9 protein-coding genes are annotated in these 13028 nt (G+C 65.0%); all 9 read left to right on the top strand.

Annotated features, from left to right (window positions below; all coding sequences use genetic code 11):
* Window positions 1-63: 63 nt before the first annotated feature.
* The 9 genes from N5D20_RS17140 to N5D20_RS17100 all read left to right on the top strand — a co-directional run bounded on the left by N5D20_RS17140 (window position 64) and on the right by N5D20_RS17100 (window position 13028).
* Window positions 64-363 carry a YciI family protein gene (locus N5D20_RS17140; RefSeq protein WP_049433697.1) on the top strand — a complete coding sequence of 100 codons (300 nt, stop codon included), beginning with the start codon at window positions 64-66 and terminating at the stop codon, window positions 361-363.
* A gap of 20 nt (window positions 364-383) precedes the next feature.
* Window positions 384-635, top strand: a complete 252-nt coding sequence (locus tag N5D20_RS17135; RefSeq protein ID WP_010486717.1) for a BolA family protein — start codon at window positions 384-386, stop codon at window positions 633-635.
* A 149-nt stretch (window positions 636-784) separates the two neighbouring features.
* Window positions 785-1822, top strand: a complete 1038-nt coding sequence (locus N5D20_RS17130) for a LacI family DNA-binding transcriptional regulator (protein WP_032129774.1) — start codon at window positions 785-787, stop codon at window positions 1820-1822.
* Window positions 1823-1898: 76 nt separating this feature from the next.
* A complete protein-coding gene (locus tag N5D20_RS17125; protein ID WP_197578426.1) occupies window positions 1899-4955 on the top strand; it encodes a TonB-dependent receptor in 3057 nt (1018 codons plus the stop codon).
* Between the two features lie 248 nt (window positions 4956-5203).
* On the top strand, window positions 5204-6808 hold the full coding sequence (locus N5D20_RS17120) for a glucoamylase family protein (RefSeq protein ID WP_197578425.1): 1605 nt from the start codon (window positions 5204-5206) through the stop codon (window positions 6806-6808).
* 4 nt (window positions 6809-6812) lie between these two features.
* Window positions 6813-8153, top strand: a complete 1341-nt coding sequence (locus N5D20_RS17115) for a sugar ABC transporter substrate-binding protein (RefSeq protein ID WP_197578460.1) — start codon at window positions 6813-6815, stop codon at window positions 8151-8153.
* Window positions 8150-9031, top strand: a complete 882-nt coding sequence (locus N5D20_RS17110; protein ID WP_197578424.1) for a sugar ABC transporter permease — start codon at window positions 8150-8152, stop codon at window positions 9029-9031. The genes N5D20_RS17115 and N5D20_RS17110 overlap by 4 nt, the downstream gene beginning before the upstream one ends.
* Window positions 9028-9864, top strand: coding sequence for a carbohydrate ABC transporter permease (locus N5D20_RS17105; RefSeq protein WP_006378064.1), 837 nt, complete (start codon window positions 9028-9030; stop codon window positions 9862-9864). Before N5D20_RS17110 ends, N5D20_RS17105 begins: the two co-directional genes overlap by 4 nt.
* Window positions 9861-13028, top strand: coding sequence for a discoidin domain-containing protein (locus N5D20_RS17100; RefSeq protein ID WP_197578423.1), 3168 nt, complete (start codon window positions 9861-9863; stop codon window positions 13026-13028). The genes N5D20_RS17105 and N5D20_RS17100 overlap by 4 nt, the downstream gene beginning before the upstream one ends.

Here is a 13028-nt window from a genome sequence, read left to right as displayed (position 1 = left end):
GCCGGGGCAGGGGCGGCATTGGCTAGAATCTGCGGACCCGACAACGCAAGCGAGGAAATGCCGGTGTGGTATGTGATCGAAGGGTATGACGGCCAGGATGTGCTGGCGCAGCGGCTGCAGGCGCGGCCGGAACACCTGGCGCGGTTGCACGCGCTGCGCGACGAGGGACGCCTGCTGCTGGCCGGCCCGTGCCCGGCGGTGGACAGTGAAGACCCAGGCCCGGCCGGTTTCAGCGGCTCGGTGGTGATCGCGCAGTTCGAGTCGCTGCTGCAGGCCCAGTCCTGGGCCGACGCCGACCCGTACGTGGCGGCCGGCGTCTACACCCGCGTGCAGGTGCGACCGTTCCGCAAGGTGTTGCCGTGAACGCGGAACGGATCTCGCGAATGCGTGATGCGCTGCAGCATGCACTGGCGCCGAGCGTGCTCGAGATCGAAGACGACAGCCATCGCCACGCCGGCCATGCCGGTGCGCGCGATGGTCGCGGCCATTTCAACGTGCATGTGGTCAGTGAACGCTTCGCCGGGCTGGGCCCGCTGGCCCGGCATCGCGCGGTGTACGCCGCGCTGGGGGCGATGATGGAGACCGATATCCACGCGTTGTCCATCCGCGCGCAGACCCCGTCAGAACAGGGCTGAGCCCTTGTCCCACGCTGTCCTGGCGGGTCCCTGCGGGGGCTCGCTGCAGACAGATTTCCATGTCCATTTCGGGACATTCGCCTAACGGACTGTTTACAAGCCCAGATGGAAACGCTTACATTCCGCGCCAATGCTGGTAGGTCCAAGCCGTGGAGGGCGGCTTCGTGAACAAGGCAGCTATCACAATCAAAGACGTCGCACGCGAAGCCCGGGTCTCCGTGGCCACGGTTTCCCGCGCGCTCAACGGGCATGAAAATGTCGCCGAACCGGTCCGCCAGCTTGTGCTGGAGGTGGCCGCACGGCTGCGTTACACCCCGCACGCCGCCGCCCGCAGCCTGAGCAGCCGCCGCACCAATACGGTGGGCGTGGTGCTGCCGGACCTGTACGGCGAATTCTTCTCCGAACTGATGCGTGGCATCGACAATGTCGCCCGTAGCCGCCGCCAGCACCTGCTGGTGTCCAGCTATCACGGTGACCAGGAGCAGCAGGGTGCGGCCCTGCGCGCCATGCGCGGCCGCGTCGATGGCCTGCTGGTGCTCTCCCCCTATGCCGAGAGCCCCGGTTTCCTGACCGACAACCTGCCGCAGTCGTTGCCGACGGTGTTGATCAACACCTATCTGCCCGGGCAGGACCACCCGGTGCTGAGCATTGACGACCACGCTGGTGCGATGGCGATGACCCGCCATCTGCTCGACGCTGGCCACCGTCGCATCGCTTTCATTTCTGGCCCGGATCTCAACTTCGACGCGCGCGAGCGCCTGCGCGGCTTCCGTGACGCGCTGGCGGCTTTTGGCGGTGGCGCCGAGGGCATCGAGCTGCCCGGTGATTTCGACGAAGCTTCCGGCCATCGCGCCGGTCAGGAGTTGCTGGCAGCCGGAGCGCTGCCTGATGCCGTGTTCGCCGCCAACGACATGATGGCTCTGGGATGCCTGTATGCATTCACGCAGGCCGGTGTCCGTGTTCCGACCGATGTCGCCCTGGCGGGCTTCGATGACATTCCACTGGCGCGTTTCGTCCACCCGTCGCTGACCACCATGCAGGTCAGCATCGCCGAGCTCGGCGACCGGGCCATGACGCGCCTGCTGCAGTTGATGGACGGCACCTCCACGGATGGGACAGGGGACAAGCAGACCCTGGTTCCCCGCTTGATAGTTCGCGATTCCACCACTCCGCCATCGGGCCATTGAAGCCAGAGGCGTTCCTTCTTTTTTGATTGATCGCAGGTACCGCGCGAGCGGTTACCGCCACCCGGAGATTGAGTTGATGATGCACACCACCTTCCGCACGCCGACACGCCGGCTGCTGAGCACCGCACTGGTCAGCTGCCTGATGCTGGCCGCCGCCCCGAACGTCATGGCGCAGTCGGCCAATGCGAGCCTGCGCGGCCAGGTGTCCGGCGCCCAGGCCGGCGCCGAAGTCACCGCCACCAACGTCGCCACCGGCACCGTCCGTCGCGGCACCGTCCGTGCCGATGGCAGCTACTCGCTGATGGGCCTGGACCCGGGCACCTACGACGTGGTCGCCAACGGCCAGTCGCAGAAGGTCACCGTCACCGTGGCCTCGACCGCTACGCTGAACTTTGCCGGCGCGGCCAGCAGCACCCCGGGTTCGACCGCAGCCACCAACCTGGACACCGTCAACGTCGTCGCGCCGACCCTGCTGCAGGAAGTGCGCACGTCCGAAGTCGGCAAGACCGTCAGCCTGCAGCAGATCCAGACCACCCCGCAGGTCTCGCGCAATTTCCTGGAGTTCGCCGACGCGGTGCCGGGCATGATCTTCACCCGCGACGCCAAGGGCAACACCTCGCTGCGCGGCGGTGCCACCAACTCCGACGGCACCAACGTCTACATCGACGGTGTGGGCCAGAAGAGCTACGTCAAGGGCGGCGGCGTGGCCGGTCAGTCCGGCAGTGCCGGTAACCCGTTCCCGCAGCTGGCCATCGGCGAGTACAAGGTCATCACCGGCAACTACAAGGCCGAGTACGGCCAGGTGTCCAGTGCAGCGGTCACGGCCGCGACCAAGTCGGGTACCAACGAGTTCAAGGGTGAAACCTTCTACCGTTATACCAACGACAGCATGCGCGCGATGACCCCGGCCGAGCGTCAGCCGGGCAAGGGCAAGGAGGATTCGGCCGAGAAGGAATACGGCTTCGCCCTGGGCGGCCCGATCGTCAAGGACAAGGCCCACTTCTTCGTGACCTATGAAGCCAAGCGCTTCGATCTGCCGGTGACCATCGCACCGCATGGTGCGGTGACCAACAAGGCCAACCGCGTCCCGGCTGATGCCCAGGCCGGCCTGGGCCCGGCCAGCCAGCCGTTCCAGCAGGACCTGATCTTCGCCAAGGTCGACTTCGAGCCGACCGACAACGATCGCCTGGAACTGACCTTCCAGGACCGTGATGAAACCCAGCAGCAGTTCTCGGACCAGACCGCGCCGATGCACGGCAAGGAAACCAAGAACACTGACCGTCGTTACGCGCTGCGCTGGAACCACAGCGGTGAGCGTTACTACAACGAGCTGATGGTTACCCACGAGGATTCGTTCAACAATCCCAAGCCGCTGAGCATGGGCAACGGTTTCAACTACACCGCGCCGGACGGCAAGAGCGAGGAGCGCGCCATCGTCTCGATCGGTGGTTCCTCGGCAATGTCGTCGCAGGTGAAGGGCCAGAAGGGCTGGTCGATCGAAGACAACCTGACCCTGGATGGCATCGAGTGGGCGGGCGACCACACCATCAAGATGGGTGCCAAGTACAAGCAGATCGACCTGTACGCCTCCGATGCGGCGCAGATCAATCCGCAGTTCTACTACACCATCGACAACCCGACCTTCCCGGACAGCATCCCGTACAAGGCACAGTTCGTGAAGCCGGTCACCGGCGTGTCCGGCGTGTCTGGCGAAGTGCGCTCGAAGGTGAAGCAGATCGGTCTGTTCATCCAGGATGACTGGCAGGTCAACGACCATCTGCAGCTGAACCTCGGCCTGCGCTGGGACTACGAGAAGAACCCGTCCTATCTGGACTTCGTGACCCCGCCGGAAGTGGTCAATGCGCTGTTCGCGCAGGATCCGCGTGCCGCCGCTGGCCAGAGCTACGCCGACACGCTGGCGCTGAGCGGCCTGAACATCAACGATTACATCAGCAACGGCCACAACCGCAAGGCATTCAAGAATGCCTGGCAGCCGCGCCTGGGTTTCTCGTATGACATCAATGCCGACGAGCAGCACGTGATCCACGGCGGTGCCGGTCGTTCCTACGACCGCGACCTGTTCGACTACCTGCAGCTGGAAACCACCAAGCTGGCCCTGCCGCAGCCGACGATCTACTTCCGCAATCCGGCAACCGGTCAGTGCTTCCAGGGCAACGCCGCGTGCTATGACTGGAACCCGAATCTGCTCAACGGTATCGGCAACCTCCAGAGCCTGGTCGGTTCGACCAGCAATGCCGGCTTGGAAGTCGACCTGCTGAACAACAATCTGAAGGTCCCCTACGCTGACCAGTTCAGCCTGGGCATGAGCAATCAGATCGGCGACTGGCTGACCGACGCCACCATCTCGCGCACGCTCACCTATGACGGCTTCGCCTTCACCCTGGGTAATCGCTACCCGACCGGCAACTTCTTCGACGATCCGCGTCTGTGCGGTGGCACCGAAGCCGGTCTGGGCCAGGCGTGGAGCTGCAACGTGCCGGGCTTCGGCAGCCTGATCATCGGCCAGCAGGGCATCAAGACCCGTGCTACCCAGATCCTGTTGTCGGCGCAGAAGCCGTTCACCCAGGAAAGCGGCTGGGGCACCTCCATCGCCTATACCTGGACCACCGCCCGCCACAACCGTGACATCAACGAGCACTACGCGTTCGACCGTGGCGTGATCGGTGATTATCCGACCATCCGCTCCAACGGCGCGCCGCGTCACCGCCTGGTGGTGACCGGTTCGTATGCGGGCTTCTGGGGCATCACCTTCGGTGGCAAGATCACCTTGGCCACCCCAACCGCGATCAACGACTGGTACGGCGTGCCGCAGGCCAATGGCTTCGACCTGCCGACCCCGATGGCGGCGGTTCCGGGTGGCAACGGCAAGTTCCTGCTGGGTGGCAAGATCTTCGGTTATCGCTCGGTCGACCTGCAGGCGACGAAGACGTTCAAGATGCCGGGCGATACCGAGCTGTATGCGCGTATCGACATCATCAACGTGTTCAACTTCGACAATTTCTCGAACTACAACTACTACAAGAATGGCAAGTTGACCGCGAGCTACAACGAGACCGGCGACATCGTCGGTACGCCGCGCCAGATCAAGGCCGAAGTGGGCTTCCGCTTCTAAGCCCGGATGTAGATGCACGACCCGATGCCGCCGTTCCGCCGGCGGCATCGGCTGCTTGAAAACGGCAATGGCCGGCCCCGTGCCGGTCCATTGCCCATGCCGCTGCCGGCCAGGGGGCAGCGGCATGGGCAATGATCGCGGTGTCAAACCACGTTTTTCGTGGTTTTTTCAGAGCGCATCTTGTAAACGATTTCAGATCATTGGACGGTATGCTTTCCCATCGATCAGACCACCGGAGAAATCACGCCATGCAGGCACGCCATCTGTTGTCCGCCGCAGCGTTGAGCCTGGCCGTGGCCGCCTGCCAGCCGGCCCCGCAGGAACCTGCCAAGCCGCGGCCGCCGGTGATCCTGATCGAGGCCGACGCACCGCCGCGGCCGATGAAGCCGGTGCTGCCGCCGCTGTTCGATGACATCGAGCGCCGTACCTTCCAGTTCTTCTGGGATACCACCAACGAGATCAATGGCCTGACCCCGGACCGCTATCCGTCGCGGCCGTTCGCCAGCATCGCCTCGGTCGGCTTCGCGCTGACCGCGTACCCGATCGGTATCGAGAACGGCTGGGTCAGCCGCAACCAGGCGATCGACCGCACCCTGACCACGCTGAAGTTCTTCCGCGACGTGCCGATGGGCCCGCAGCGCACCGGCAAGGCCGGCTACAAGGGCTTCTATTACCACTTCCTGGACATGCAGGAAGGGCGTCGCTACGACAGCTGGGTTGAACTGTCCTCGGTGGATACCGCGCTGCTGATGATGGGTGTGCTGTTCGCGCAGTCGTACTACGACGGCGACGATCCGCGCGAGAAGGAGATCCGCCAGATCGCCGACACGTTGTACAAGAAGGTCGACTGGCCGTGGCTGCAGCAGCGTGCACCGCTGATCTCGATGGGCTGGTTCCCCGAGAGCGGCTTCATCGACCACGACTGGATGGGCTACAACGAGGCGATGATGGTCTACATCCTTGCCCTGGGCTCGCCGACGCACCCGGTCAGCCCGGATGCGTGGACGGTGTGGACGCGTACCTATGACAACGACTGGGGCGTCTACCAGGGCCAGGAATACCTGTCCTTCGGCCCGTTGTTCGGCCACCAGTACAGCCACGTCTGGATCGACTTCCGCGACATCCAGGACGCGTACATGCGCGAGCGCGGCAGCACCTACTTCCTCAACAGCCGCTCGGCCGCACTGGCCCAGCGCGAGTACGCCATCGCCAACCCGATGCAGTGGAAGGAGTATGGCGAGAATGTGTGGGGTTTGACCGCCAGCGACGGACCACAGAACACCACCCAGGACTATCGCGGCGAGCAGCGCCAGTTCCGCCATTACTCCTCGCGCGGCGCCGGCCTGCGCGAGAACTTCGATGACGGCACCATCGCTCCCACCGCTGCGATCGCGTCGGTGGTGTTCGCCCCCGAGCAGGTGATCCCGGCCACGCTGGAGATGCACAAGCGCTTTGGCGATTACATCTATTCCAGCTACGGCTTCCTGGATTCGTTCAACCCCAGCTTCAACTACGACATCCCGATCAAGACCGGCCGCCTGGTGCCGGATCGCGGTTGGGTCGCCAGCGACTACATCGCCATCGACCAGGGCCCGATCCTGACCATGATCGCCAACTACCGCGATGACTTTGTCTGGGAAGTGATGAAGAAGAACCCGTACATCCGCAAGGGCCTGGAACGGGCCGGGTTCAGTGGTGGCTGGCTGGCACCGGAAGGTTCGTTCCAGCCGCTGGAACTGCAGAAAGACGAAAAGGCCGCGGCGGCACGCGCGGTGGGTATCGCCGAATCACGCGCGGCTGCCGCGCAGGAACAGAAGAACAATGCCAACCGCACCACAGGCCAGGGCAAGTAACCCGATGCCGAACTGGATCGACCGCCTGCGCCGCTGGGCGCTGCCTGCCCTGGCCGCATTGGCCGTGGCCGGCTGCGCCCGTACCGATCCGGGCACCACCACCGTACGTTTCTGGGCGATGGGCCGCGAGGCGGAGGTGGTCAGCGAGCTGATCCATGAGTTCGAGGCCGAGAATCCGGGCATCAAGGTGGATGTGCAGAACATCCCGTGGACTGCCGCGCACGAGAAGCTGCTGACCGCGTTCGCCGCCGACGGTCTGCCAGACGTGTGCCAGCTGGGCAACACCTGGGTGCCGGAGTTCGCCGAACTCGACGCGCTGACGCCGCTGCAGCCGTTCGTGCAGCGTTCGGCCGTGGTCGACCCGAAGGACTATTTCCAGGGTATCTGGGATACCAACGTGATCCACGGCGAGCTGGTGGGCGTGCCGTGGTACGTCGATACCCGCCTGATCTACTACCGCAAGGACCTGCTGGCCAAGGCCGGCTACGACCATCCGCCGCGTACGTGGGCAGAGTGGGACGAGCAGATGGCGGCGATCAAGAAGATGCAGGGCCCGAACCTCTATGCGGTGCTGATGCCGATCAACGAGTTCGAGCAGCAGCTGTCGCTGGCGCTGCAGCAGCCCGATCCGCTGCTGCGTGACGATGACACCCGCGGCAATTTCGCCAGCCCGGGGTTCCGCCGCACGCTGGCCTTCTACGCCAACATGTTCGAGCAGGGCTGGGCGCCGAAGATGTCCGAGACGCAGATCTCCAACGTCTGGGACGAGTTTTTCCGTGGCTTCAATGTGTTCTACATCTCCGGCCCCTGGAACATCCGCGAGTTCAAGAAGCTGCAGCCCAAGGAGCTGGAAGGGCAGTGGGGCACCGCCGCGCTGCCGGGGCCGGACGGTCCGGGCGCGGGCATCGCCGGTGGCACCAGCCTGGTGATCTTCCGCAAGTCGCAGCAGAAGGAGGCGTCCTGGAAGCTGATTGAATTCCTGTCGCGCCCGGAAATCCAGGCCCGCTTCCATTCGATCATCGGCGACCTGCCGCCGCGCCGCAGTACCTGGAACGCGCCGTCGTTGGCCAACGATCCGCTGGCCGCTGCGTTCCGTGACCAGCTGGAGCGGGTCAAGCCGACGCCGAAGGTGCTTGAGTGGGAGCGCATCGTGCAGGAAATGCGCATCGTCACCGAGAAGGTAGTGCGTGGTGGCCTGGCGCAGGACAAGGCCGTGGAAGAGCTGGACCAGCGCGTGGACAAGGTGCTGGCCAAGCGCCGCTGGATGCATGAACAACAACGCCTGCAGCAGCGCGTGCCGTCGCCGCAATCGAGCAGTGCCGTGGCCGCCGGGAGCGCGCAATGAAACGTACTTCACTTGCCGGCTGGATCTTTGCCGGTCCCTCGCTGATCGTGCTGGGCATGTTCTTCGGCCTGCCGGTCGCCTCGGCGCTGGCGCTGAGCGTGACCGACTTCGACCTGTATGCCCTGGCTGACGGCGGTAACCTGCGCTTCGTCGGCCTCGGCAACTACATCGACCTGCTGCAGACGCCGATGTTCTGGAAGTCGCTGTGGAACACCACCTACTTCGTGTTGATCGGCGTGCCGTTGTCGATTGGCGTGTCGCTGGGTGCGGCGATGCTGCTGAATGCACCGGCCGCACGCTTCAAGGCGCTGTTCCGCACCGCGCTGTTCGCGCCGGTGGTGACCACGCTGGTGGCGGTGGCGGTGATCTGGCGCTACCTGTTCCATACCAGCTACGGCCTGGTGAACTACGGTCTGGCGCATCTGGGCATCAGTCCGATCGACTGGCTGGGTGATCCCAACTGGGCAATGCCGACCATCATGCTGTTCGCGGTGTGGAAGAACTTCGGCTACAACATGGTGATCTTCCTGGCCGGCCTGCAGGCGATCCCGCATGACCTGTACGAGGCCGCCCGCATCGACGGTGCCTCGCGCTGGAAGCAGTTCCTGCACATCACCCTGCCGATGCTCGGCCCGGTGCTGCTGGTGGTCGGCGTGATCACCGTGTCGGGCTACTTCCAGCTGTTCGCCGAACCGTACGTGATGACCCGCGGCGACCCACTGCAGAGCACCGTCAGCGTGCTGTATTTCATGTTCGAGGAAGGCTTCAAGTGGTGGAACCTGGGGCGCGCCTCCGCGGTGGCGTTCCTGCTGTTCCTGATCATCCTGGCGGTGACCACCGTGATGCTGCGTTTTGGCCGCAAGAGGCAGTTGGTATGAGTCGTGAAATCGGCCAGTCGCGCTGGTACCCATGGTTGATCAATGGTGCGTTGCTGGTGCTGGCCCTGGTCAGCCTGGCACCGCTGCTGTGGATGCTCTCGGTCTCGTTCATGCCGCAGGGCGAGGCGACCCACTTCCCGCCGCCGCTGCTGCCATCGAGCATCACCACGCGCAACTACCATGAGTTGTTCGCGCGCACCGGCATGGGCGGCAACTTCGCCAACAGCCTGCTGGTGTCGGTCGGCATCACCCTGGGTTCGCTGCTGCTCAACACGATGGCCGGCTATGCCTTCGCCAAGCTGAATTTCGTCGGCCGCGAGCGCCTGTTCCAGGTGCTGATGGCGGCGCTGGTGATTCCGGCGCAGGTGGCGATGCTGCCGCTGTTCCTGCTGATGAAGCAGCTGGGCCTGGTCAACAGCTTCGGTGGCGTGATCGTGCCGGCGCTGGCCAGCGTGTTCGGCATCTTCCTGGTGCGCCAGTACGCGCGTTCGATTCCGGACGAACTGCTGGAAGCGGCCCGCATCGACGGGGCAGGGGAGCTGCGCATCTTCTTCCAGATCGTGCTGCCGATGCTCAAGCCGGTGCTGGTGACCCTGGCGATCTTCACCTTCATGGGTGCATGGAACGATTTCATGTGGCCGTTGATCGTGTTGACCGATCAGGAGCACTACACTTTGCCGGTGGCGCTGGCCACCCTCTCGCGCGAGCACATCATGGACGTGGAAATGATGATGGCCGGCGCGGTGGTCACCGTGGTTCCGGTGCTGGCGCTGTTCCTGGTGCTGCAGCGGTACTACATCCAAGGTCTGTTGCTGGGGAGCGTCAAGGGATGAAGCGAGCGATCGCCGTTGGACTGGGCCTGTTGTGGACCTCCCTGGCGATCGCCGCGCCACCGGCGCTGCCGGCACCGAAGGTGCTGGACGACTTCGACGACATCGCCGCCTGGAAGCTGGTGCTGTCCGACCAGGTCAGCGGTTCGCTGCGGCCGGTCAGCGGCGCCGGTGGTGGCCGCGCGTTGTGCCTGGACTATGACTTCCACGATGTCTCCGGCTACGTCGGCATCCGCCGCGCGCTGGATATCGAATACCCGGTCAATTACCGCTTCGGTTTCCAGCTGCGCGGCGAATCGCCGGGCAACGACCTGCAGTTCAAGCTGATCGATGCCAGCGGCGACAACGTCTGGTGGGTCAACCGGCCCGGCTACAGCTTCCCCAAGGCGTGGACGCCGGTCGAGTACCGCCGCCGCCAGATCGACAAGGCGTGGGGTCCCTCGCCCGAGAAGGAAATGGCACGCAGTGCTGCGATCGAGTTCACGATCTACAGCAAGGTCGGCGGCCGCGGCACGGTGTGCTTCGACAAGCTGACCCTTCAGGGCCTGCCAGCACAGGATGACTCGGCGCTGGTGCCGTCGGTGATTGCCGATACCGCCACCGCGCTGCAGGACCGCATGATCGACGGCAAGAGCGATACGTTCTGGATCAGTGGTGGCGTCAAGCAGCAGACCATCAGCCTGGACCTGCACAAGAGCCGCGAGATCGGCGGTGCGGTGATCGACTGGCTGCCGAATCTGGAAGCCCGCCGCTATACCGTACGCACCTCCGAGGATGGCCGTGACTGGCGCACCGTGCGTGAAGTGACCAGCGGTGCCGGTGGTCGCGACTGGCTGGCGCTGCCGGACACCGATGCGCGTTACCTGCGCTTCGATCTGCAGGACGGCCCGAACTGGCGCTATGGCATCCGTGACATCACGCTCAAGCCGCTGGCCTTTGCCGCCACCCCGAACGCTTTCCTGTCCTCGGTCGCCGCCGACCTGCCACGCGGCTCGCTGCCACGTGCCTACGTGGGCGAGCAGCCGTACTGGACCCTGCTCGGCCTCGATGGCGGCCAGGAACAGGCGCTGATCAGCGAGGACGGCGCACTGGAGCCGGCCAAGGGCAGCTTCAGCATCGAACCGTTCATCCGCCTCGATGGCAAGCTGCTGGACTGGTCGAAGGTGGCCATCACCCAGTCGCTGCAGGATCATTACCTGCCGATCGCCAACGTCGATTGGGTGCATGAAAAAGTCGGCCTGGCGGTGACCGGCTTCGTGCAGGGCACGCCGGAGCGTGCGCAGCTGATCGGCCGCTACCGGCTGAGCAATCCGGACAAGGTCGCACACGAATACTCCCTGGCACTGGCGATCCGTCCGTGGCAGGTCAATCCGCCCACGCAGTTCCTCAACACCGTCGGTGGCTTCAGCCGCATCGATGCACTGGATGTGGGCGAGCAGCTGGTGCGGGTCAACGGTGAGCCGCGCATCTACCCGCTGCAGGTGCCGGACGCGCGCTTTGCCAGTACGTTCGATGGCAAGCTCGATGCGATGCATCTGGAAAGCGGCACGTATCCGGCGACCACGGCGGTGAAGGACAGCACCGGCATGGCGTCGGGTGCGCTGATGTACACGATCAAGCTGGAGCCCGGCCAGAGCCGTGAAGTGGCGGTGGTGCTGCCGCAGACCGGTGGCTGGGCGCCGCAGGCGCTGGACGTGGCCAAGGCGCAGGCGCAGGTGGCCGAACAATGGCGCAAGAAGCTGGGCGTGGTCTCGCTGCAGGTGCCCGCTGCAGGCCAACCGCTGGTCGACACCCTGCGCACGGCGGTCGCGCACATGCTGATCTCGCGGGTCGGGCCGCGGCTGCAGCCGGGCACGCGTTCGTATGCGCGCAGCTGGATCCGCGATGGCGCGATGATTTCCGAAGGCCTGCTGCGCATGGGCCGCAGCGATGCGGTGCGCGATTACATCAACTGGTATGCGCCGTACCAGTTCGAGAACGGCAAGGTGCCGTGCTGCGTCGATGCGCGCGGCAGTGATCCGGTGCCGGAGAACGACAGCCATGGCGAGCTGATCTACAGCATCGCCGAGTACGGGCGTTACACCGGCGACAGCACCTTCACCGAGCTGATGTGGCCGCACGTGCAGGGTGCTTACACCTACATGGAGCAGTTGCGCGCCAGCGAGCGCACCGAAGAGAATCGCGCGCGCAACCCGGCGTTCTACGGGATGATGCCGGCCTCGATCAGCCACGAAGGCTATTCGGCCAAGCCGATGCACTCGTACTGGGACAACTTCTGGGCGTTGCGCGGCTACAAGGACGCGGCGCTGCTGGCGACCCAGCTGGGCAAGGTCGAGGCGATGCAGATGGCCGAATCGCGCGACCAGTTCCGGGATGACCTGCAGGCCTCGTTGCAGTCGGCGATGCAGCAGCACCGCATTGACTACCTGCCGGGCTCGGCCGAGCTGGGTGACTTCGACGCGACGTCGACCACCATCGCACTGGCCCCGGGCGGCGAGCAGGGCAGGCTGCCGCAGCAGGCACTGGAGGCGACCTTCGAACGCTACTGGAACGAGTTCGTCGCGCGGCGCGATGGCAAGCGCGAGTGGAAGGACTACACCCCGTACGAGTGGCGCAACGTGGCCGCGTTCGTGCGCCTGGGCTGGCGCGACCGCGCCTGGCAGGCCACCGAGTTCTTCTTCAAGGACCGCGCACCGCAGGCCTGGAACCAGTGGGCCGAAGTGGTCTCGCGCACGCCGCGCAAGCCGTTCTTCGTCGGTGACCTGCCGCATGCCTGGGTGGCCTCGGACTTCGTGCGCTCGGCCCTGGACATGTTCGCCTACAACCGTGACATGGACGATGCGCTGGTGCTGGCCGCCGGCGTACCGAGTGCGTGGCTGCAGGGCGAGGGTGTCGCGGTGCAGGGCTTGCGTACCCCACAGGGCCAGCTCAATTACCGCCTGCAGCGCAGCGACAAGCAGCTGGTGCTGGAGGTGCAGCCGGGCCTGGTGCCGCCGGTGGGGGGCGTGGTGCTGCCATGGCCGTACGCGGGTGATCCGGGCGAGGCGACGGTCAACGGCGAAGCCGCCGAGTGGATCAACAAGGAACTGCACGTGCACCAGCTGCCGGCGCGGATCGAGATCGAAGTGCCGAGCGCGGTGCGCCGCGCCGAGCGTAAGGGACAGTAA

It is taken from the genome of Stenotrophomonas sp. GD03877 (assembly GCF_029840555.1).
In the GTDB taxonomy this organism is placed as follows: Bacteria; Pseudomonadota; Gammaproteobacteria; order Xanthomonadales; family Xanthomonadaceae; genus Stenotrophomonas; species Stenotrophomonas geniculata.
The sequence above is the reverse complement of the archived record's forward strand: the minus strand, read 5'-3'. Positions and strand labels throughout refer to the sequence as shown.

Bases quoted from the DNA above. Each gene is read 5' to 3' on its own strand.
- N5D20_RS17125 (WP_197578426.1), top strand. From the start codon at position 1,899: ATGATGCACACCACCTTCCGCACGCCGACACGCCGGCTGCTGAGCACC.
- N5D20_RS17100 (WP_197578423.1), top strand. From the start codon at position 9,861: ATGAAGCGAGCGATCGCCGTTGGACTGGGCCTGTTGTGGACCTCCCTG.
- N5D20_RS17120 (WP_197578425.1), top strand. From the start codon at position 5,204: ATGCAGGCACGCCATCTGTTGTCCGCCGCAGCGTTGAGCCTGGCCGTG.
- N5D20_RS17115 (WP_197578460.1), top strand. From the start codon at position 6,813: ATGCCGAACTGGATCGACCGCCTGCGCCGCTGGGCGCTGCCTGCCCTG.
- N5D20_RS17135 (WP_010486717.1), top strand. From the start codon at position 384: ATGCGTGATGCGCTGCAGCATGCACTGGCGCCGAGCGTGCTCGAGATC.
- N5D20_RS17110 (WP_197578424.1), top strand. From the start codon at position 8,150: ATGAAACGTACTTCACTTGCCGGCTGGATCTTTGCCGGTCCCTCGCTG.
- N5D20_RS17105 (WP_006378064.1), top strand. From the start codon at position 9,028: ATGAGTCGTGAAATCGGCCAGTCGCGCTGGTACCCATGGTTGATCAAT.